The 24179-nt window shown below is 47.7% G+C and carries 16 protein-coding genes; 9 read left to right on the top strand and 7 right to left on the bottom strand.

Going from position 1 to position 24179, the window contains the following annotated elements:
* Positions 1-53: 53 nt before the first annotated feature.
* From RDN79_RS09375 to RDN79_RS09340, 8 genes are all read left to right on the top strand, one after another.
* Positions 54-623, top strand: a complete 570-nt coding sequence (locus tag RDN79_RS09375; protein ID WP_298551212.1) for an RNA polymerase sigma-70 factor — start codon at positions 54-56, stop codon at positions 621-623.
* Between the two features lie 130 nt (positions 624-753).
* Entirely contained in the window at positions 754-1725 is a 972-nt protein-coding gene (locus tag RDN79_RS09370) for a FecR family protein (protein WP_298551179.1), read from the top strand.
* A gap of 141 nt (positions 1726-1866) precedes the next feature.
* Positions 1867-5094, top strand: coding sequence for a TonB-dependent receptor (locus tag RDN79_RS09365; protein ID WP_298551177.1), 3228 nt, complete (start codon positions 1867-1869; stop codon positions 5092-5094).
* 16 nt (positions 5095-5110) lie between these two features.
* Positions 5111-6724, top strand: coding sequence for a RagB/SusD family nutrient uptake outer membrane protein (locus tag RDN79_RS09360; RefSeq protein WP_298551175.1), 1614 nt, complete (start codon positions 5111-5113; stop codon positions 6722-6724).
* A 75-nt stretch (positions 6725-6799) separates the two neighbouring features.
* Entirely contained in the window at positions 6800-8356 is a 1557-nt protein-coding gene (locus RDN79_RS09355; protein ID WP_298551173.1) for a glycosyl hydrolase family 65 protein, read from the top strand.
* Between the two features lie 16 nt (positions 8357-8372).
* On the top strand, positions 8373-10226 hold the full coding sequence (locus RDN79_RS09350; protein WP_298551171.1) for a glycoside hydrolase family 127 protein: 1854 nt from the start codon (positions 8373-8375) through the stop codon (positions 10224-10226).
* Positions 10227-10246: 20 nt separating this feature from the next.
* Positions 10247-12286: a beta-L-arabinofuranosidase domain-containing protein gene (locus RDN79_RS09345; protein WP_298551169.1), complete on the top strand. Its 2040-nt coding sequence runs from the start codon at positions 10247-10249 to the stop codon at positions 12284-12286.
* A 194-nt stretch (positions 12287-12480) separates the two neighbouring features.
* Positions 12481-16434: a hybrid sensor histidine kinase/response regulator transcription factor gene (locus tag RDN79_RS09340; RefSeq protein WP_298551168.1), complete on the top strand. Its 3954-nt coding sequence runs from the start codon at positions 12481-12483 to the stop codon at positions 16432-16434.
* A gap of 46 nt (positions 16435-16480) precedes the next feature.
* Here RDN79_RS09340 and RDN79_RS09335 read toward each other — a convergent pair whose 3' ends face one another.
* The 7 genes from RDN79_RS09335 to RDN79_RS09305 all read right to left on the bottom strand — a co-directional run bounded on the left by RDN79_RS09335 (position 16481) and on the right by RDN79_RS09305 (position 22857).
* A complete protein-coding gene (locus RDN79_RS09335) occupies positions 16481-16831 on the bottom strand; it encodes a type II toxin-antitoxin system RelE/ParE family toxin (protein ID WP_298551166.1) in 351 nt (116 codons plus the stop codon).
* Positions 16821-17093, bottom strand: coding sequence for a hypothetical protein (locus RDN79_RS09330; protein ID WP_298551164.1), 273 nt, complete (start codon positions 17091-17093; stop codon positions 16821-16823). The genes RDN79_RS09335 and RDN79_RS09330 overlap by 11 nt, the downstream gene beginning before the upstream one ends.
* A 79-nt stretch (positions 17094-17172) precedes the next feature.
* Positions 17173-19188, bottom strand: a complete 2016-nt coding sequence (locus tag RDN79_RS09325; RefSeq protein ID WP_298551162.1) for a beta-L-arabinofuranosidase domain-containing protein — start codon at positions 19186-19188, stop codon at positions 17173-17175.
* Positions 19189-19350: 162 nt separating this feature from the next.
* Positions 19351-19581 carry a hypothetical protein gene (locus RDN79_RS09320; RefSeq protein WP_298551160.1) on the bottom strand — a complete coding sequence of 77 codons (231 nt, stop codon included), beginning with the start codon at positions 19579-19581 and terminating at the stop codon, positions 19351-19353.
* A gap of 2 nt (positions 19582-19583) precedes the next feature.
* The gene (locus RDN79_RS09315) at positions 19584-20906 is read right to left on the bottom strand and encodes a Gfo/Idh/MocA family protein (RefSeq protein WP_298551158.1); all 1323 of its coding nucleotides are present in this window, start codon (positions 20904-20906) and stop codon (positions 19584-19586) included.
* Positions 20903-21709 (bottom strand): FAD:protein FMN transferase, encoded by an 807-nt coding sequence (locus RDN79_RS09310; protein WP_298551156.1) that lies wholly within the window; start codon positions 21707-21709, stop codon positions 20903-20905. Before RDN79_RS09310 ends, RDN79_RS09315 begins: the two co-directional genes overlap by 4 nt.
* A 146-nt stretch (positions 21710-21855) precedes the next feature.
* Positions 21856-22857 (bottom strand): hypothetical protein, encoded by a 1002-nt coding sequence (locus RDN79_RS09305; protein ID WP_298551155.1) that lies wholly within the window; start codon positions 22855-22857, stop codon positions 21856-21858.
* A 445-nt stretch (positions 22858-23302) separates the two neighbouring features.
* Between RDN79_RS09305 and RDN79_RS09300 the strand changes: the two genes are divergently transcribed.
* Positions 23303-24157 (top strand): DUF3298 and DUF4163 domain-containing protein, encoded by an 855-nt coding sequence (locus tag RDN79_RS09300; RefSeq protein ID WP_298551153.1) that lies wholly within the window; start codon positions 23303-23305, stop codon positions 24155-24157.
* Positions 24158-24179 lie beyond the last annotated feature (22 nt).

Genomic DNA, 24179 nt, shown 5'->3' with positions numbered 1-24179 from the left:
ATAATCATGCCTTTTCCGGCTGTATGAAAGGCCACAATAAACATACGATAATAATGTTCGCTCAACAAAAAGAAGATTGTTTATTCGAAAACATCTATCTTTCCTACTTCCCAAAAATGAAACGCTTTGCACAAGAATACGTGATATCGGAACAAGATGCGGAAAATATCGTGCAAGACATGTTCACGGAACTTTGGGAAAAACGAGAAATATTTACTTGTCAAACAATCCGGATCGCCTATCTGTTCACCATCGTCAAGAACAAATGCCTCAACCACCTGCGACATAAAACGATTGCCCTGGAAACCACCAACAAAATGCAAGAGGAATATAACATGACCCTTCGCATGAATTTAGATTCTTTGGAAGCCTTTGAGCAACATATTTTCTCCGACCAAGATATTGAAGATTTAATTAACCGGGCCTTGGACAGCTTGCCCACCAAATGCAAGGAAATCTTTATCATGAACAAACTGGAAGGGAAAAAGAAAGAACAGATCGCCATCGAACTAAACATATCAACCAACACGGTCAGAAATCAAATCGGCATCGCTTATAAAAAGCTTAGGAACGAACTAAAGGACTATCTTCCTCTATGGCTTTTCCTTTTTTATTGCACATAAAATCGCGGAGAAGCTTACGAGTGGTAGCTTGAGAACGAAACGATAAATCCGAAATCCAACGTAAAAAAATGATTTTCTTTTGGTACATTTTTCCGGAGTAAGTGTTTACAGTATGTAACATTTCATTCGCATGGAAAGACAAATCGAAAAATATTTTCAAGAAGAACTGAATGCAGACGAAAGACTGGATTTCTTAAAACAGGTTGAATCTGATAACGAATTGAAAAAAGAATTCGTCAAATTCAAAAACACATACGCACTATTATCATTTTCCGATGCCGCCTGCGAGAAAAAGACTACTCGAGATAGCTACACTCAGTTCTTGTGTAAAATGAGAGCGAAACACATACGACAGATTTCATTCTACCTACTCAAATATGCAGCTATCATCACTTTACTCATTATATCCGCTTATCAGGCTGGAGTGAATCAGCATTCCGAAGCTTTACAGGAAAATATCGAAAACAAACTATACGTACCTGCCGGACAGCGCATCAAGCTTACACTTCAGGATGGAACCACTGTATGGCTAAACTCTCAAACAACTCTCACCTATCCTGCCATCTTTGACAAAAAGGAACGAAGAGTCTCCATAGACGGAGAAGCGTTTTTTAATGTAGCTCAAGACAAACACAAACCGTTCATCGTCTCATCGCAAGGCATAGAAACGAAAGTATTGGGCACACAATTCAACATTTGCAGCTACCGAAAAAACAACGATGTGAAAACCTGCCTGATAGAAGGATCGCTCCAAATCTATTTTACAGGGAAAGAAAATGAAAGTATCATATTGAGACCCAACGAGCAAATAAGCATAAAAAACGGAACCATAAGAATCGACACGATTTCCCATCATGACTATTTTTTATGGAAAGAAGGAATTTACAGCTTTAAAGACGAGTTGCTTGTTGATATACTGAACAAATTGCAACTCTATTATGATGTCCGGATAATCATAAAAAATTCCTCCATCAATCAAGAGAAATATACCGGAAAATTCCGACAACGAGACAGTATCGACGATATTCTCAGGATGTTACAAAGAATACATAAATTCAAAATACAAAAAGATGAAGAAAACAATATCATTACACTTAGTTAATCAAATGTTTAATATCTAAAAAAGAATGCCTATGGAAACACATCTGTAAAAACAATTATTGATATCGGAAACATCCGTTATCAACAGACAAGTCTTTATCTACAAAATTCATTTAGTATTCACTTTATTACTTAAAAAGAAATGAAAATTAAAACTTTGTTACCGTCCTTCATGCTTTTCGCCTGTACCTTCCAGACGATAGCGCTTAATTCGGAAACACAAAACACAATCATAAAACTGGAACAGAGCGTGATATCAGTCGGCCAGTTGATCACTCAAATTGAAGATCAAACCGACTATCTGGTCGTTTTCAAAAGTCGTGAAGTAGACATAGAACGTTACATTACCGTCCAAAACACATCCGGAAAAATGATATCCTATCTCGAAGAAGCTTTTAAAGGTACTGATATCACCTACGAATTCGACAACCGGTACATCCTCCTGTTGAAAAAGAACGGTACGGGCAGGACAGTTCTTATCGACCAACAAAGCCGGACCATTACAGGTACAGTAACCGACAACAACGGGGAACCCGTCATTGGTGCAAATGTAATCATAAAAGGGACTTCTATCGGAACAGTCACGGATGTCAATGGGAAATACACCTTGGAAGTTCCACCAAAAGCCGTCTTGCAAATTTCTTACATCGGCTATCTGACAAAGGAAATCGTTATCAATAACAACAAAACGGCCAACGTCATGCTGATCGAAGACACTCAAAGCATCGATGAAGTGGTAGTTGTCGGATACGGTACGCAAAAGAAAGGGGAAGTGGCCAGTTCCATTTCCACAATCAAATCTGATAATTTCGTAAAAACACCAACTACAGATGCCGCACAACTGATCAAAGGGAAAGTTCCAGGCCTAAGTATCATTACGCCGGATGCCAACCCGACTTCCACCTCGCAGATCGCCCTACGTGGAATCACCACTTTGAAAGCCAGTTCCAGCCCTTTGGTGCTCATCGACGGGATCCCCGGCGACCTGAACTCCGTCTCACCCGACGACATCGAACAGATCGACGTCCTGAAAGACGGTTCCGCCGCCGCGATCTACGGAACCAGAGGAACAAACGGCGTCATATTAATTACCACCAAGAATGCCAATGGAGAAATGCCTACGGAAGTAGATGTCAATGCTTATCTTTCCACCCAGCAAATAACAAAGACCTTGCCGTTCATGAAAGCAGACGAATACCGCCGACGCGTACAAGAAGGATGGCCGGGGGCCCAAGACGACGGTGCATCAACCGACTGGCTGGACGAAGTGACCCGCACACCGTTCACACAGATTTACAACATCAGCCTGCGCGGCGGTAGCCGTACGACTAATTATGTGGCCAGCTTCGAATACCGTGGTTTGAACGGACTGATCAAACGTACGAACAATCAGATGTTCTACCCGCGTGTAGAAATCACTCACCGCATGTTCAACAACAAATTGAAACTGAACGCAAGCCTGAGCGGTTACAAGCAAACCTACTTCTCTGGTTCAGACGGCGGAAGCTACAACAGCGAAGTGTACAGAAACGCTTTGATATACAACCCGACCACGCCGGTGTACGACAAAGATGGCAATTATTCGGAAAGCACGAAAAACGAATACTTCAACCCAGTATCCCTCCAGAACGAAGTGGAAGGAGAAAATCAAGCGACCAACCTGCGCATGTTCGCCAATATCACTTATACACCAATCGAAGGATTAGATATCAAATATCTGTTTTCTTCCAATACCTATAACCAAATCAGAGGATATTACGAGACCCAGCAACACAAATCCACTTGGAAAGACGGCAGAAACGGATATGCTTCCCGTGGCTCCACGCGTTCCAATGAAGATTTGTCGGAACTGACCGTACAATGGAGGAAAACTATATTTGAAGACCACTCGTTCACACTCTTAGGAGGATATAGTTGGCAAAAGACACATTATCAGAATTTTTACATGCAGAATTTCAATTTTCCCTCCAATGACTATACCTATAATAATATGGGTACAGGGCAGGCACTGAAAGACGGACGCGGAACGGAATACTCAACGGCAAACGAAAGCAAACTGATCGGTTACTTCGGTCGTCTGAACTACAGCTATAAAGGGAAATATATGTTTGCAGCCAGTCTCCGTCACGAAGGATCCACCAAGTTCGGGGCTGATCACAAATGGGGAAACTTTCCATCTGTTTCTGCAGCCTGGAACATCAAAGGAGAGCATTTCTTGGAAGACGCCGAAGTTTTGTCCATCTTAAAACTACGTGCCGGATATGGTGTTACGGGAACGGTTCCAAGTGATCCGTATATGTCACTGAACACGCTGAACTTCGGAACTTATGTTTATTATAACAATCAATGGATCAAAACCATCAGACCGGATTCAAATGCGAACCCCGAATTGAGATGGGAAAAGAAAAAAGAGATCAACATCGGTGTCGACTTCGGTTTTTGGGAAGATCGCATCACAGGTAATATCGATTACTACAATCGCAAAACAGAAGATTTGTTATGGGACTATGACGTGCCTTCTCCCCCTTACCTGTTCTCTCGTATGGTAGCAAACGCCGGATCAATGCGTAACCAGGGGATAGAAGCCGGTATCACGGTCGTTCCTGTCCAAACAAAAGATTTCCAATGGACAACATCTATGAATTACTCGACAAACAAAAACGAACTTTTGTCACTTTCCAACGATCAGTTCGTCTCCAGTGGTTACTCGGATCAAGGTTCTACGGGAGAACCCTTGCAAACGACAACTCACCGCATCCAGGAAGGGCAACCGATCGGTAATTTCTGGGGATACAAAAGTATCGATATCGATGAAAACGGACATTGGATCATAGAAGGAGCAGACGGCGACCCGAAACCTATATCCCAACTGCAACCAACAGACAAACAGATTATTGGAAACGGCCTATCCAAACATTACCTGAACTGGAACAACACGCTGAATTGGAAAAACTTCGATTTCAACGTGACCATGCGTGGTGCTTTCGGTTTCGACATCTTGAACATGCCACGCTTGCAATATGAAGCACCAGTCATGCTGTCAAGAGGGAATGTGCTAAGCGCGGCATTCGATACCAAATACGGGAAAGTTCCTTTAGCAGCCGACCAAGAATTGCAATATGTCAGTTACTACATCGAAAAAGGCAATTATTGGAAAATCGACAACGTGACCTTAGGATATACGTTCAATTTCAATACTTGGATGAAACGCCTGAGAATCTATGGCACGATTTCCAACCTCGCCACTATCACAGGCTACTCCGGCATTGACCCGGAAGTAAGTATTAGCGGCCTGGCACCCGGCGTTGACAATAAGAACCGTTATCCGTCTACACGGACTTACACATTAGGAGTATCTGTCAAATTTTAATCGTAACGTAATTATCATGAATACTTATATAAAATTATTTTTAGCATTATGTTGTTCCGGAACAATCGTTTCCTGTAGCAATGATTTGGATGAAAAAGTATATTCCAAAATAACCGAACAGACCTACAATTACACGGTCGACGATTTTTCACCGTCTGTTGCCAGCGTATATAGCCAACTCAGAAGTTTCCCGGACCATTGGGGATACTTCACGGCACAAGAAGTCAGTGCCGACGCCATTGTCATGCCTCCCAACGCTTCCGGCTGGGATGACGGCGGTGTCTATCGACGCATGCACTACCAGACGTGGAACTCCGAACAGGGACACGTCTCTAATATCTGGTCCGTCTTCTACCAAGGTGCCTTATTATGCAACAAAGTGATAGAACAAATAGAAAACGGTATTTTACCGGCACCTTCCGAAACAGATAAGACAATGGGACTGGCTGAACTACGAGCCATGAGAGCCTATTATTATTGGCAAATCTGCGATAATTTCGGAGACGCTCCATTAGTCACGACAACCACGATGGAACTACCCTCCAAAAGTAACCGCAAAGAAATTTTCGACTTCATCGTAAAAGAATTGCAAGAAGCCATTCCTTCTTTAAGTGAAGAACAGGGAGGGAATTTATACGGCCGGATGAACAAATGGGCGGCAAAAACGCTATTGGCAAACATATATCTGAATGCGACGGTATATACAGGCGAAGAACACTGGGACGACTGTATCCGGCAGTGTGACGACATCATAAACAGCAACAGATTCGCATTGTCCGACAACTACAAAGACCCCTTCCGCTCCACGGGAGTGGAAACATCCAAAGAAGTCATCTTCACCATTCCGTTCGATGCAAATATCGCCGGGGGTAATTCGATCCACATGTTTTCCTGGCACGGAGAACTGAAAAAGAAATACGAAACCGAAGCGACCCCTTGGGGATGCGGTTCAGCCATGGGTGTCACTCAATTCATCGACACGTATGCTCCCCAAGATACCCGTTTGACTGACAGTTGGCTGATAGGTGAACAATTGGCTGCGGACGGTAGTCCTCTATACGGGACATACGACAAAATGGGAGAACCTCTTGTCTATACGAAAGATCTTCCGGACGGAAATTACACCAGTGAGATGGAAGGTTACCGCATGAACAAATTCGAAATCGTAAAAGGCGAGCAATCCTCATCCGAAACGGATGTGCCTCTGTTCCGATACGCAGAAGTACTCCTGATGAAAGCGGAATGCTTATTGCGTTCGGGAAAACCGGGAGCCGGCCTCTTAGTCACGGAAGTCCGCAAACGGGCATTCAAAGACAATCCTGAATTAGCGATAGTAACCGATGCTCAGCTACAAGAAAACAGTTCATATCAATATGGCTACGTGGAACACTACACCGTTACAGACAAAGGGAACACGGACCTCATTCGGTTCGGAAGAATGTATGATGAACTAGGTTGGGAATTCGCATGGGAAATGCACCGCAGACGAGACGCCATCCGGTTCGGTGTTTACACGAAAAAAAGCTGGCTCTCGCATAAGCCCCAAGGTGATTACCGATCTGTCTTCCCGATACCCGAAAAAGTTTTGACCTCCAATCCCAACTTGGAACAAAACCCCCATTATAAATAATAAACGTAATCAACTTACAAACCTCGCAGGGAAGCAACCTCCCTCCATGCTTCCCTGCAAATAAAAAATGTCCTTATGAACAAACTTGTAATCCTTCTCCTATACTTTCTTCTCACAGTCACGGCTTTTCCATATACAACCACAGGACAGGTTCTTGATCCCGCCATGATAGACTCGTATATCGACCGGTTCAACATGCAAGACAAGGAATTGTATGTGCAACATATTTCAAACGGACAGGCGAAAGAATTCTTATCCGGCAATATACCGCTATTCGAATGTCCGGACAAAAACATAGAGGAAATCTATTATTTCCGCTGGTGGACTTTCCGGAAACATTTGAAAAAGACACCGGACGGGTTCATCGTAACCGAATTCCTTCCGGATGTCCCGTGGGCCGGAAAGCACAACGGCATCTGTTGCTCTGCCTGGTTCCACTTTCGAGAAGGTAGGTGGATGAAGCATTCCGGTTTCCTCAAAGACTATGCTTACTATTGGCTGAAAGGAGGAGGCGACACGCATTCCTACAGTTTTCCCGTTGCCCATGCAATCTACCAATATTGTCAGATTACAGGAAATTATCAATTGCTGAAAGAGTTATATCCAGAACTTTTACAAAACTATTCAGAGTGGAAGAAAAAAAAATTCATAGCTGAAAAAGGATTGTTCTGGCAAAAAGACGGAGAAGACGGCATGGAAGTTTCAATCGGCGGACACGGTTTTCGGGCAACCATCAACTCATATATGGCAGCCGAAGCCGCAATCTTATCCAAAGTCGCACATTGGAAAAACGATACCCAAGCACAAGCACTCGAAACCGAAGCCTGGCAGATCAAAGAAAACATGTTCAAATACTTATGGGACCCCAAAGCGGAATTTCTAAAAGTACTGCCTGTAGAAAAAAACGCTTCTTTAAAAGACGTACGCGAACTACATGGATATACGCCTTGGGCATTCAACCTGGCTTCCGCCGACTATGCCGTCGCTTGGAAATTCCTGATGAACACACGACATTTTCTCGCTCCTTACGGGCCAACAACTGCCGAACAATGCCATCCTCGATTCAAAATTGCATACGAAGGACATGAATGCCAATGGAACGGTCCTTCGTGGCCATACGCGACCTCGATGACATTGGTCGGATTGGCTAATTTGTTAAATAATCAAACACAATCTTTTGTAGATTCACGAGATTTCATAACTTTATTCTCGATTTATGCACGAAGCCTGTATAAGAAGGACGAGAATGGCATACTAACACCATGGATTGACGAAAACCTGAATCCTTTTACTGGCGATTGGATATCCAGGACAATGTTGTCAACACGTCACCGAAAACCCGAAGAACGCGGAAAAGATTATAATCATTCTTTATTCTGCGACCTCGTCATCAACGGGTTAATCGGAATCCGGCCAAGTGAAGAAGAGGAACTCGATGTCAACCCGTTGATACCGGAAGGATATTGGGATTACTTTTGCCTGGACAATCTGACTTATCGTGGCAAAACAATATGCGTGCTTTATGATAAGACAGGTGATAAATATAAACGAGGAGCCGGGCTGTCGATTTTCATCAACGGGACAAAGACAGCCACCTCTCCTACTTTGACAAAAATAAGTTGCAAATTATAACATTAAATTTTAAACCATGAAACAGTATTTTGTACTACCCTTTGCCTGTATGGCACTATGGGGATGCGGCGGGCAAGACCAAATAGAAACCCCGCCTTTGAAAATAATTGACCAGATAGACTTCTCGCACGTGCACATCCGGGACAACTTCTGGTCGCCCCGCCTCGCCAAGCACACATCGGCTACACTCCCTGTCTGTATCGACCAGATAGAGAACCAGACCGGAAGAATGCAAAATTTTGAAAATGCAGCCAGAGGGACAGGGAAACACTCCGGTATCTTCTTCGACGATTCGGACGTATATAAAGCGTTGGAAGGTATCGCCTACAGCCTGATCAACAACCCGGACCCCGAACTGGAAAAGAAAGCGGACGAATGGATCGACAAGATCGCGGCAGCCCAGCAACCGGACGGATATATCAATACCTTCTACACACTGACCGGGCAAGACAAACGTTGGAACAACATGGACAAGCACGAGATGTATTGTGCCGGCCACATGATGGAAGCCGCCGTCGCCTATTACCAGGCAACCGGAAAACGGAAACTGCTCGATGTGAGCATCCGTATGGCAGACCACATGATGGAGCTGTTCGGTCCCGACAAGCGCCATTGGGTGCCGGGACATGAGGAGATCGAATTGGCTTTGGTGAAAATATACCGGACAACCGGTCAGGAAAAATATCTCGACTTCGCCAACTGGTTGCTCGAAGAACGGGGACATGGGCACGGAAGCAAAGGCGATGAAGGAGAATGGGATCCCGCTTACTACCAGGATCTCATCCCGGTAAGGGAATTGACAGACATTTCAGGCCACGCCGTCCGCTGCATGTACCTGTACTGCGGGATGGCAGACGTGGCAGCCTTGAAAAAAGATACCGCTTATGTCGAGGCTTTGAACCGCCTCTGGGACGACGTAGTACTACGCAACATGTACGTGACCGGCGGGATCGGCTCTTCACGGCACAACGAAGGCTTCACCGAAGACTATGACCTGCCGAACCTCGATGCCTACTGCGAGACATGCGCTTCCGTCGGGATGGTCTACTGGAACCAACGCATGAACCAGTTCACAGGCGATTCGAAATACATAGACGTACTGGAACGTTCCATGTACAACGGTGCGCTGGCCGGCGTCTCACTGGTTGGAGACCGCTTCTTCTACGTCAATCCGCTGGAATCGAACGGAGACCATCACCGCCAGGCCTGGTACGGGTGCGCCTGCTGTCCGAGCCAGATCTCGCGCTTCCTGCCTTCCATCGGGAACTATATCTATGGAACATCGGACAAGGCCTTGTGGGTAAACCTCTTCATCGGAAACACCACCGAAGTCACGATCGACGGGAAAAAGGTCGTCATGAAACAAGAAACGGACTACCCCTGGGACGGGCTGGTCAAGCTGACCGTCACCTCCGAACAACCGCTCGGCAAGGAGTTGCGCATCCGTATCCCCGGATGGTGCAAGTCATACACCCTGTCAGTCAATGGGAACAAGGCCGACAGTACGACCGACAAGGGATATACCGTCATCAAGGAATGGAAGACCGGCGACTTGATCGTGCTCAACATGGACATGCCGGTCGAAAAAGTATCAGCCGACCCGCGCGTGCGGCAAAACACGGGCAAGCGCGCCCTGCAACGCGGACCGCTGGTCTACTGCCTCGAAGAGACGGACAACGCGAAAGACTTTGCCGGCCTCGCACTGACGCCCACCTCCTCATTCGAAGTCAAAGACGAACCGGACAACCTGGGCGGCATCCGCTCAATCAAAGCTACATCGAATGGACAAACACTACATTTCATTCCTTACTATGCCTGGGACAACCGCGAAGCAGGCAAGATGAAAGTATGGATCGATTATCAAGAATAACATAACATCATCCTATCACCATGAACAAATTGAAAAAAATTTTCCTGACAGCAGTCGCCACCCTCACGGTAGCGACTGTCTCGGCCGCCGGCGAAGAACCCGCAGCCGAAAGTTACCGGAACAACCGGCACCCGCTCTTGCAAAAAGACTACATCCAACTGCCTCTCGGAACCATCCGCGCCGAAGGGTGGATGCACGACCAACTGACTCGTATGCGCGACGGAATGACCGGCCACTTGGATAAGGTCTACACGAAAGTAATGGGTCCCCGAAACGGATGGCTCGGCGGTGACGGTGACGTGTGGGAACGGGGTCCGTACTGGATCGACGGACTTCTGCCGTTGGCTTATCTCCTGAACGACCAAGCCCTGATCGAAAAGGTACAACCCTGGATCGAATGGACCTTGGCATCACAAAAGCCCAACGGCTACTTCGGCCCCGACACCGACCGCGACTACGAACCCGGTCTGCAACGCGACAACGCGCAAGACTGGTGGCCCAAAATGGTCATGCTGAAAGTCATGCAGCAATACTACACGGCTACGCAGGACCGGCGCGTGATCGACTTCATGACCCGATATTTCCGATACCAACTGGACGAACTGCCCAAAAACCCGTTAGGCAAATGGACCTTCTGGGGCGAACAGCGCGGAGGGGATAACCTGATGGTCGTCTATTGGCTGTACAACATCACCGGCGACAAATTCCTGTTGGATTTAGGCGAGTTAATCCATAAACAGACGTTCAACTGGACAGATATCTTTTTAAATCAAAATCATCTCAGACGCCAACACAGCCTGCACTGTGTGAACCTCGCACAAGGCTTCAAGGAACCGATCGTTTATTACCAGCAAGGCAAAGACTCCAAGCAAATCCAAGCCACCCGCCAAGCGGTCAACGACATCCGTCACACCATCGGATTGCCCACCGGCCTTTGGGGAGGAGACGAACTGCTGCGCTTCGGCAAACCGACGACAGGCTCGGAGCTCTGTACCGCCGTAGAGATGATGTACTCACTGGAAACGATACTGGAGGTCACAGGAGACATGCAATGGGCCGACTACCTGGAGCGCGTGGCATACAACGCCTTGCCCACTCAAGTGACCGACGACTACTCCGCCCGCCAGTATTACCAGCAGACCAACCAGATCGCCGTCACCCGCGAGTGGAGGGAGTTCTCCACCCCGCACGACGACACCGACCTGCTTTTCGGCGAGCTGACCGGCTATCCCTGTTGCACGTCCAATCTTCACCAAGGCTGGCCCAAATTCGTCCAGAACCTCTGGTACGCGACTGCCGACAACGGACTCGCCTCCCTGCTCTTCGCCCCCTCGCAAGTAACGGCACGAGTGGCAGGAGGAATCGAGGTGAACCTGAAAGAAGAAACGGCCTATCCTTTCGAGGAGACAATACGCTACCATGTTTCGTTTACGGACAAGAAAGTGAAAAAGGCCTTCTTCCCCTTCCACCTGCGCATACCGGGCTGGTGCAAGCAGCCGATCGTCAAACTCAACGGTCAACCACTGACGGTCGATGCCTATCCCGGAACCGTCACACGTATCAACCGGGAATGGAAAGAGGGCGATATCCTGTCCCTCGAACTGCCGATGGAGGTGACCGTCAGCCGCTGGTATGAAAACAGCGCTGTTGTCGAACGGGGACCGCTGGTCTATGCCCTGAAGATGAACGAGAAATGGGAAAAGAAAGCGTTCGAAAGCGATAAGTCCGACGTGTACGGCAAATGGTATTACGAGGTGACGTCTGACAGTCCCTGGAACTATGCCCTGCCGGCCCGTTCCTTCTCGCCCGACAGGATCAAGGATGCTTTCACGGTGGAAAAATCAGACATTACCACCCCCTATCCGTGGAATGTCGAGAACGCCCCCATACGCATCAAAACGAAGGCAATGCGGCTAAACGGCTGGACGCAAGTCAGAGGCTCGGCAGGTCCGGTACCCTACTACACGCAGCAAGGCAAAGACTTCGGCGACGAGGAGACGATCGAACTGATCCCTTACGGATGCACGACCCTCCGGATTACGGAATTTCCGGTAAGATGACCCGGCTCTCCATCCCGCCCCACGTCCGTCCGGACAGGGCGGGACGGATCGTACCGGAAGCCCTCTACGTTTGCCGCATTGAACAATTTACGACGCCAAGTTACTACCACCCATAAACCGAATTTGTACCTCGATATTGAATGTTTTGCAAAATTCCTTTACATTTGTACTCTACAAAAAAACACTCGCAGGGCATGAGAACATTCCTTATCATTCTACTGGGCACGCTTTCGCTCCTCCTCCCCCGGTCCGGCTGGTCGCACGACCTTTATTTCCGCCACTATACCAACAAACAGGGATTATCGCACAACACGGTTTATTGCGCCCTTCAGGATAAAAAAGGATTCATGTGGTTCGGGACGGACGACGGGCTGAACCGGTTCGACGGCCACCAGTTCCGCATTTACCGCTATAACTCGTACGACCCGGAAAGCCTGCCGAACGACAGGATCATCAGCCTTTTCGAAGATTCGACCGGCAGGATATGGGTCTGCAACTATTCCCACACCTGCTATTACGACTATCAAACAGATGCTTTCCATCCCCTGACCTTTTCCGACAGCAACAACGCCCCGGAATATTTCCAACAAATCAGGGAAGATAAAAAAGGGAATTTGTGGCTGATGAGCTACAACCGGATCGCCCGCTATGCCCTTTCAGGCGAAAGCAGTCCGCATTTCTACCCCGAAGGGGAGCAGATAAGCATGATAGACATCACGATGAACGAAGAGAGCGAGCCGATCCTCGCCGGACGCAGCGACCTGTTTTTCTACAAACCGGAGGCAGACAAATTCGCCCGTATCCCGGTACTGACTGAAAAGGAAAAAGAAAATCCGATCAACCTCACCAAGCTTTGCCTCGTGCCGGACTGGGGAATACTGGTCGGGACAGACCGGGCAGGACTCAAGTTCTACGACCGGCACAGCCGGAAAACGGAAACAGTCATCCCGGACATACAGGTTCGCGACATCAAGCAGTGCAGTGAGAATACGTACTGGATCGCATCCGAGTCCGGTGTCTACATCCTGAATATGGCAGACCGGAGCATCACGCACCTGCAAAAATCGTTGACAAACGAATATACGATCTCCGACAATGCAGCCTATTCGATCACAAAAGACCGTGAAGGGGGGATATGGGTTACCACCTTTTTCGGAGGAATCAACTACCTGCCCAAAGAATATGTCCCGTTTAAATATTTTATCGGAGGGAAAACCCATCCGGGAATGCCGGGAAATGCCGTACGTGAAATCTGTCCGGACCGATACGGCAACCTCTGGTTAGGAACGGAAGATAACGGGATCAACCGCTATAACCCGACTACCGGCGAGATCACGAACTTCTCCCGTACCAACCCCCTCCACCCGCTTTCGGCAACCAATATCCACGGCCTGCTTGCCGACGGCAGCCGGTTGTGGGTAGGGACATTCAACACCGGAATCGACCTTCTGGACATCCCTTCCGGGAAAATCATCAAACGATATACCCGGAACAATACCGGCAACCTGCTTCCGGCAGACTTCATACTCTGCTTTTGCAAACTCTCCGAAGACGAAATCCTGATCGGGACCTCCGAAGGGCTTGTCCTCTTCCATAAAAAAGAAGAATGTTTCACTCCCTGGGGGACAGAGATCAAGTCGATGGTACGTCAAATCTACAAAGACAGCAAAGGCGATATCTGGGTTGCAAGCACTTCCGGTGCCTACCGTTATTCCACAACCGACAAGAAATTCGCACATTACACATCCAACCGCGAACGGTCGCAGACCATCGGAGACAACAACGTGACCTCCATATTCGAAGACTCGAAAAACAGGATTTGGGTGGCAACCGCCTATGGCTTCTCCCTCTATAACGAGATATCGGACTCATTCAACCGCATCACGGTTGAGAACGGACTGCCCAGCAATATCGTACACCGTATCCTGGAAGATGACGAACATCTTTTCTGGATTGCAACGGCTAACGGGTTGGTCCGCTTTAATCCGGAAACATATGTGATGAAGACTTACTCATACACGGATGGCCTGCCCGAAGCGCAATTCAACTATTGTTCCGCCTACAAAATGCCGGACGGAACCATGTATATGGGAACGATCAACGGAATGATCGCCTTTAATCCGCGTGATTTCAAGGAAGATGTTTACACTCCGTCCCTGTGCATCACCCGCATAGATGTGCAGGACGACCGCATCGGTGCGCCTAAATATAATGTCAACCGGATTATGAAAAACGGAGAATTGAAACTTCCGCATAACCGTTCCACCTTTACCCTTTCGTATGTGGCCCTGAGCTACACCTCGCCGGATGCGATCCAGTATGCCTACCGCCTGGAAGGAAGCGACAAGGACTGGATTCATATGAAACAGAATAAAGACGTGACCTTTGCCAATCTGTCGCCCGGCGACTATGTTTTCCGGGTAAAATCGACCAACAGCAGCGGGGTTTGGCAGGATAACGAAACGACTCTCCGGATCACGGTGACACCGCCGTTCTGGGCTACCGGATGGGCATTACTCATTTATTTCCTGATCGTATGCCTGCTGATCGTACTCTGGTATAACTATAAAAAAGCCAAACTGGAAGAGAAACACCGCATCAACCGCGAAATATTCGAAAGCAAGAAGGAGAAAGAGCTTTACGACGCAAAGATACAGTTCTTTACCTTTATCACGCATGAAATACGGACACCGCTCACCCTGATAAAGGCCCCGTTGGAAAAAATCCTTCGTTCGGGTGACGGAACGCCCGCCACACAGGAGAACTTGCGGATCATCGAGAAAAACACCGGACGGCTGTTAGACCTCAGCAACCAGCTGTTGGACTTCCGCAAGACGGAAAGCCGCGGGTTCAAACTGAACTATGTCACAACCGATGTCGTCCTCTGGTTGGAAACGATCCTGCATCCGTTCCGTCCGGCTTTCGAACAGGAAAACAAGGATTTCACGGCCAAACTGCCGGAACTGCCTTTCGAGGCCTGCCTGGACCGGGAAGCATTCTCCAAGATCGTCAGCAACCTGGTCAGCAACGCGCTGAAATATTCAGACAGCCGGATCGCCCTCGAACTGCTTCCTCCTGCAGGCGAAGAACGGATGTTCACCCTGCTCGTCACCAACGACGGGCATCTGATTCCCGACAACGAAGCGGAAAACATATTCAATCCGTTTTACCGCCTTAAAGAGACAGAAAATCAGTTAGGAAGCGGCATAGGCCTATCGCTTGCGCATTCTTTGACGGAATTCCACCGTGGCAAACTATTCTACCGGCAAACACCCGACGGGTTGAACCAATTCGTCCTGATGCTGCCCGAACAGCAGGAAGACAGTTTCCGGATTGTTGCCGGAAATGAAAAAGAGAAGCCGGAAATGGTGACCTTGCCCGAAGCAGGCAAATCAGTCGTTCTGATTGTCGAGGACCAGGACGACATGCGCCGTTTCATCGCCCGTGAACTGGCGGAAACGTATCAGGTATTGGAAGCCGAAAACGGAAAAGCAGCTCTCGACCAGATCCGTAAGAACACGGTCAACCTGATCATCAGCGATGTCATGATGCCCCTTATGGATGGTTTCGAACTTTGCAACGAAGTTAAAAACGATGTCAATATCAGCCATATCCCGTTTATCCTGCTCACGGCGCAACACAACCTGCAATCGCGCCTGAAAGGACTGAACACGGGAGCCGACGCTTATATGGAAAAGCCTTTCTCCATCGAACTGCTGACGGCACAGGTCGGCAACCTTCTGAAAAACCGCGAGCTACTGAACAAGACGTATCTGGAAAAACCGCTTGCTCCGGTTGCCTCCCTCGCCGTTTCACCGGTGGATGATATTTTCCTCCGCAAACTGAACGATTACCTGGAAGAGAACCTCAGCAACGAAGCCCTTTCCGTCGAAATGCTTGCCGACACGATGGGAATGAGTACATCCAGCCTCTACCGCAAGGTCAAGGGCCTGTCCGGTCTTTCCCCGAACGATTTCATCCGCATCGCCCGCTTGAAGAAAGCGATCCTGCTGATGCAGAACGGAGAGAACCGCATCAACGAGATCGCTTTCCAGGTAGGCTTCTCCTCCCCGGCCTATTTCTCGACTTGTTTCCAGAAACAGTATGGGAAAAGCCCGTCGGAGTATCTGAAACAGACGACTCTTTAATACTGAATATATTGCAGGGATAAAAATTGTAGTCAGACCGACAAGATCAAAGGCCGTTTTCTGTCTTCACTTGTTCAAGGAGACGGGTGATTTCGGCTGCCGATATGTTTTCGCGCTCTTCTTTATCGTACATATACAGCAAAACGATGGTTCCGGTTTCTTCGTCGACGGAGTAAGTAAAGGTAATTACGCGGGCCCCGTGGCTTTTGCCTTTGTTCTTGCTGGCAATTGCCATACGTACCTTGCGGACACCGCCGCCAAGGCTGACGCCGGCTTGGGGGTTGGCATGGAGTTCTCCTGCTAACTTTTCAAGATCCCGCTTCAATGACTTATACTTCTTTGCGAGACGTTTCATCTCGCGAAGAAACGCATTCTCCGGAATTATCTTATAAATCATTGAGAATTTCCTCCAATGTTTTCTGTTCCTTTCCCGCTTTCTTTGCCTGATAGAATTCAGTCAGCCCTTCACGAATGCCATTCAATATTTCCTGTTTGCTGATATATTCCACCTCTTCTTCCCGGACTACCTGTTGCTGCTTCACTTTTGCAAGAGCATGGGTCAGGGAACGCTTAACGGTTCTCAATACTTCCAGATCGTCGGTATCAAGTATGTCGCGCATGAGTTCTATGCGAAGTGCATCTATATCTAATGTTGCCATATCGGGAGATTTATGAGTTATGATTTCGGACAAAGATACGTTTTTTTATTTCTTTGTCCAAAATCATTTCACCCTATGTTTATTCCGCTACCGGGAAAGCCGTAATCCTGAGCCGGGCAGCCCCCATCGGGACCAGCGTGATTTCATCCAGGCGGTCGGACTTGCGGGCGTTTTCATAGGGCAGAACTCCGCACAGGCCGTATTCGTCGATCTTCCATTCCGGGACTAAACGCCCCTGCGCCTTGAACTCCATCGGGACGGAAGAGAGCGTGAAAGGATTGTTGTCCGACGGCCAGCTTTTGCGCTGCAGCGTGACGGGCGACTGGACTTTCAAGGCATAATTCCACGGGGCCTTCGGTAGGATCTCGAATGTCGGCCAGGCCGAAGCATCTGCCCCTTCCTGCCATTTGGAGTCCCAGACAGCCGTTTCGGTGCTCGGCATCTGCTTATATTCTTCATCGATCTTCAAAGAGAGCGTGAGCGGGCCGTAATCGACACTGACACTGTTCTTATTTGCCTGCCACCGGCGAACGGCATATTCCATCGGAAGGTTCAGGACAACCTCATCGCCGTCTTTCCATTCTCGTTCGATACAAGCGTATGTTCCGGGTACGAGCGTCGCTTGCTGCAGTTTCCCGTTAATCAGGACGGACGCGTTTTTACACCAGGACGGAATACGGAGATAGAAGGGGAAAGATACGGCCTCGGATGTTCCGACCGTGAAACGTGTCATCTCCTCAAACGGATAATTCGTCTGTTCATGCAAGGTGATTTCCGTTCCGTCGCCCACCTTTACATTTGCCTTACAAGAATTATATAAAACGGCAGCCACCCCGTTGTCCGGCGTCGCCAATACCAAATGCTCGACATAATAGGGCCAGCCGAAACCATGATTATGCTGGCAACAACGGCTGCTGAACGGGTTCATCGCCAGGAACGGACCGGAATTATCCAACCCCGGATGATGATTGCGTGAATCGCTGATCGCCATATTCGGACAAGTCAGATAACGAAGTGCCCGATAGTCAGGCATTAAAGAAGCCGGATAACTGTTGAACGCGACATCTTCGAGGTGATCGGCCCAATAAGGATCGCCACTGATCAGTAGCATGATCTCGTCAGACGCCATCTGCTCCACAAAACCGCAAGTCTCCGTTCCCTGCCGGGGATCGAAGAAGCCGATACGGGCATTCTCGTCCGCCCCGAACATTCCGCCGGGCACCTGCCCGAAAGCACGGCGTATCAGACTCTGGACATTATAGCTGGCAGCCAGCATGGCCGAATCTTTCGTAAACAGATAATAGGTGGCAGGTTCGCGGAAGCACTGGGCGACATTCACATTGTGCCAGTTCGGAAGCTGGGTCGATTTTGTCCAGTCCGCCGTATTGCGGTGAATCTTTTCAGCCAACGGAAGAAGAGACTCGTCGCCCGTACGGTTATACAGCCAGACCACGCTCCAAAGGTTATCTCCCCCGCGGCTATTCTCCCAATAACTCGACAGGAAAGCATCGTCGGGAACCGTTTGCAGATAATGGCAATAACGGGTCATGAAGTCGATCACCCGGTTGTCGTTCGTAAATTCATGATAGGATTGCATGATCCAGAGGACGATCATGTTCGGCCAGAAATCCTGCTTGCCGTTATTCAGATGCATCGGGCCGAAATTACCATCCGCCCGCTGGCTCGACAGAATGGCCTCTATCCAGAATTTCGTTTCCTTCAACAACGCCTCATCCTTCAAGGCGTACGCCATATTGCCATAACCACGCAGCCAGTAGGGCACTTCTTCCCAGCCCCATTCGCCTCCGTTCTTCAGCCAAGCATTGTTTCCCTTTTGCAACCAAGCGCTGATCTCCCCCAAATGGCCGCAAAGTCCGTCCTTCTGCAATTCGATCTGCCGCCTGATCCAGCCTTCCGGTTCTATGCTTCCGGCAGGCAGTTTGATGAATTGCCCCGGTTGCAACGGGGTCCGGTTGCTTACATAGTAGTCATTGCGAGATTCAGTGGACAAACGTTCCATCGTCCTGATCTCTTGCGTCTGCTTACCAGCACACGACGCCAACAGAATTGAGAATAGTAAAATCGTCTTTTTCATTTTTATCAGATTTATTGGGGCAAAGGAAAGGACTCAGGCAGGAAAAAACGATAAGGGATCAATCAAAAACATATAAAAATCGTTCTACCACTTCCTCCCGATGGAAAAGTGATAGAACGACCTTACTCTTTCAGCTGCTTCTCTTCCAAAAGAAAAGCAAGATCATTTTCTTAACTGCCGTACTCCGTAATACAGCAGGCGAAGTACGACCGACAACCCGTAAAAGCCACACGTGATGAGCAGCATCCACAGCGATTGTGTCCAAAGTTCGGACCAGCTTGTTCCGTATGTGATGATAGAAATAATGTTCATCAGATAGGCGAGTGCGATACAGACACAGAATATCTTAATTTCCGTTTTTTGTCTCTTTACAGATAATACGATGTCTTTCATAATCATGCGAAATTTAGATACGGTATTTTATATTCATCCGGGAAAGTAATCACCCGTTCCTCCTCAATCGCCTGCAAGCCTAACAAGCCCAAGACAGAAGAATAATAAGCCTCTTCTACCAGATTGGGAACCGGTCTGCCGGTAATAGCAGCTTCACAGAAAGCTGTGACCAGTTCGACAGAGCCGTCTCCGGCCGCCCCGACCGAGGATTGTCCGCTGATACTTGTCACTTTATCCATGATCAGATGTCCCTTGTTTACCGATGCCGTTTCAGGCACCCAGCTCGGGCCGGCGAAGGAAACATTATCGAAAATATTATGTTCGATCTGGTTGATCAACTGCATGATACCGGGAGCGGGTTCGACATCCTCAAAATAATATTTTCCCTTTTCCGGCTCCATAGTCCCCTTGCTTCCCAGAATTTCCTCTTCAAGGCCATAGAACTTATTGGCAATCATGGACTCGTAGGTCATCTTCACGCCGTTCGGATAATGATAGACCAAGTTTATACTGTCATACACATCACGGCCATCTTTCCAATAGACGATATCTCCCATCCCGGCCACCTTTTCGGGAAGCATCTTCAACGCCCAGTTTCCGACCTGCAGCTGATGGGTAGCCAGCTCTGTTACCAAGCCGCATGAATATTCCTTATATAAACGCCAGTTGATCTTACGCTCCAAATCGGGAGAAGGAACGGGACGGCGCCAGTCGTTATTACGGAACCAGTACGCCCGTATCGAGCCGATCTCGCCCAACAAGCCGGCATGGATCATTTCCATCGCCTTTATATATTTGGGGTCATATAAGCGCTGCTGGCCGATAAACATCACTTTACCGGATTCTTTGAATACATTGTACATATCCAGGCAATCCGGACAGGTCATCGCCATCGATTTCTCGCAGAACGTATGCTTGCCCGCATGCAAAGCGTCAATTGTGATATGTGCATGTTCATACAGCGGAGTCGCGATCATGACAGCCTGCACCTCTTTATCTTCCAGAAGTTTCCGGTAATCGTCATACGTCTTGGCTTTCGGATAGAGCGCCGAAGCCTCTTTCAGGTGGGGAGGATAATTATCACACAAGGCAACCACATCGGCACACGGGATTGTCTTCAGGTTATTCAGATGGTACTGTCCGCGTGAACCTGTACCGATAAATCCGATCCGCACTTTCTCCTTGGCGATCTGCGCCTTATCGTCAGCACTACAGGACTGCAACCAGGGAAACGCGGAAAGCAGCGCACCGCCTCCACCGATCATCCCCATCTCCTTGAAGAAGTCCCGCCGGCTTAAATTGACTGAATTCTCTTCATTTTTCATAACTTATATACATGTTTTTCATAAATATCAAATTGAGATGCGATTAGCGGAATACGCTCATCGTCGGCAATCATAAAGGCCGTCGTCAGAATCTCCGCCACTACCGGATCTTTCGCCACCACCGACACCATTTTCTTATCATCCACAAATGTTCCCGTATGCGGGTTCACGATGTGGCGCGGATGGGAAGGCATATTTCCCGATGTCGACAACGAACTGTCACACAACTTCAAATCGGCAATCCGCTCTTTCGTAAACGGATTGTCAAGGCCCACCGGCCAATATTCGCCGCATGGATGCGTACCGACCGCCAGAACCGAACTATTCCCGAAATTGACAAGCGCCTTGCCGACCCCGTTTTCTTCCAACAGTTCCCGTATTTTAGCAAGCGCATATCCTTTCCCGTACCCGCCGAGATCAATGTGCAAAGATTCGGAAAAGAAAAAAATGCTCTTATCTTCCTCCGTCAGCAATACCTGATCGAACCCCTGCAAAGTGATATCGAAATATCCTTCCGTCAACTCATTGTAACGCTTGCAGTTCTGCAATATGTCCCAAAGTTCTTCCCCCACCGTCACCGGATAATGTCCGGCTTCCCGGTTGACAAACGAGACTTCGCTCTCCGGATCGAACCGGTTCAGCATCTTATCCAGCCGCCACACTTCCGATTCGATCTTTTCCCAAACCGTACCAAGAAGACGGGGATCGCTGCCGACCATCAAGATGTCGAACTGCGTTCCCATAACCGACGACATGGATCCGTGGAAAAGCCCGGAAGCCGCATAATAGTTAGAATAAGACATAAGCCATTTGTTATTTTTTACATGGTACAAAAGAGGTGTGCGTACACACTTTGCAAATATAGGGGATTTGTTCGTTTCACAAATAGAATTAGGCAACCTTTTTCTCAAAAGGTTGCCTAATTAGCGTTTATTTTCGTTTAAAACATTTACAACTCAATCTTCGCCAAGCAGAATTCCGGATTTACGACAATGGCATAGACGTCGTTTGCGCCCGGCGTTGCGCCGATTCGAAGCGTAGGCATCTTTAAATCCTGTATTTGCAGGAGATTTCCTTCGTAATCATATACGAAGATGGTTTTCGGAAGCTTCGTTTCGTCACGGCCGACAGTCGACTCGTCAATCGGGTCCGTTTTATAGTCCCGTTGCAGCGTGACGATATAATCTTTTGTCCATAGGACTTGAACCATGTTCATTTTTGTCGCATCCGGTTTGATCTGATTTCCGGTTTGCCGGTAAGTTTGTTCTCCCCTTTTTTCCCATAAAAGTTCAAAGGTGTCCCCTTTCTTTTGATAAGCCGCCATATAATTAATGTAGAACGGAGCGTAAAGCAACAATCCTTTATCCGGATGATAAGCCAAAGTCCCCTGCGCTACATCGAACAGATTCTCTATTTCTCCCTCAAACAGCGGTTTGCCGAAATATTTTCCTTTATAAAGAAACGACTGTTCTTTCATCGGATCGAAAGCGAGCAAGTCGTCAGGCGTGACGGCGATCAGCGGCATTTTTCTCGCAGTCTCTTTTTCTTCTTGCTTGAGTAAAGCCGGACGGCCCGATTTCAAGTTATCCATCGAATAAGTATGCAGCCGGTTCTTGCTGATATCGCCGACCAAAAGCAGGTCGTTGTCAGCCACACAGTAGGTAGCCATCGAAAACTCTCCGGGGCCTTGCCCGCGCCGGACACATTTGCCTACCTCTTTATAACTCTTTTTATCGATTATATGCGCTTGTTCTTCTTCCCCGAAGGGATCCGTCCAGATCAAATAGTTGTCCGAGACAAATATTTCGCCAGGAAGATCCGTGGTGATGTCATCATAAACAACTGTAACTGCTGCATCTTTATACACCACTTCATGCGCCGGCTGGGAACAAGAGGCAAACAAAACGGCGCAAACCGCTACAAGGAAAGAAAGGAAGCCGATTTTTTTCATAACATTGAACTTTAATTGTTGATCCGTCACAAATATACATCTTTTTCCCATAAATCTCCTTGCAACAGTCATATATGAACTGATTGTCTTTTCAGACCTTATTGTCATAAACGTATGCAAACCCATTGGTCCGAATCGAAACAGCATGGCATATATTTTGTTTTTCTACCCCGTTTATCTCAAATTTCCCTTGCGGGTAATATTTTTTAAGAAACACATAATTCAGCAATCAACTAAATATCAACGACATACTCATTTATTGGTTTTTAGAGGGGAATATTGTATTTTTTTACGGGAAAAACAGGGTTTATCACGTATCAAAAAAGTGGCCTGCCCATATCATTTTGATGTGGCCGAAGTTGAAAAAAGAAACCTGCCATTCGTTTATTACAAGATAATAGCTTACATTTGCATCTAAAAGTATTATCTAAAATCTATGATTCCGATGAGTACACAAATTGGTAAAAGCCTGATAGCGCTTTTCTTTTTAGCAATGATCATAACCGGTTGCAATACCAACAAAAAACGGACGGCCGATAATGATATCAAATTCGATTCTATCCGGGTGGATAGGACCTATCATCTGCTGGATAATCCCGATAATCCCAATTGCAACCTGCAATTGAACTTCACCTATCCAGCCCAATTTTCCAATAAAGAAATTCTGAAAAAGATACAAAATGACTTCGTCCTTTCCTACTTCGGCGAGAATTACGAAGGCCTGACCCCGGAAGAGGCGGCCGCCAAATACACGGAAGATTATCTGAACAACTATAAAGAGCTGGAAGCCGATTTCAAGGCGGATTTGGAAAAGAAAGACGATCTGCCGGTCGGAGCCTGGTTCTCTTATTTCGAAATGTCGTCGGATGAAATCGTCTACAACCAGAATGACATCCTGAGCTATACCGTAAGTTTCGAAAATTATACAGGCGGCGCACACGGTTCGCATGCCTACAACAACCATGTAATCAACCTGAAAACAGGCAACGCCATCACGGAAGAAGATATTTTCATCGAGAACTTCCAGGACAGCCTCGCACAGATATTGATCGACCATATTGCCAAACAGAACAAGGTGGAGAATGCGAAAGACCTGGAAAACATCGGCTTCTTCAGTGTCGAAGAGATCTTTCCGAACGGTAATTTCCTGGTTGACGGAGACGGCATCACATATACCTTTAACGAATATGAGATCGCCGCTTACGTGGTAAGAGAAACAAACGTGTTCTTACCCTACACGGAAATCCAATATCTATTGAAGAAAGACAGTCCGATATATCAATTGACAATGGGCAATTAACCATTCAAAGGAAATAAATATA

The organism is uncultured Parabacteroides sp., assembly GCF_902493135.1.
Classification (GTDB): Bacteria; Bacteroidota; Bacteroidia; order Bacteroidales; family Tannerellaceae; genus Parabacteroides.
This window is presented reverse-complemented; position numbering and strand designations above follow the sequence as displayed.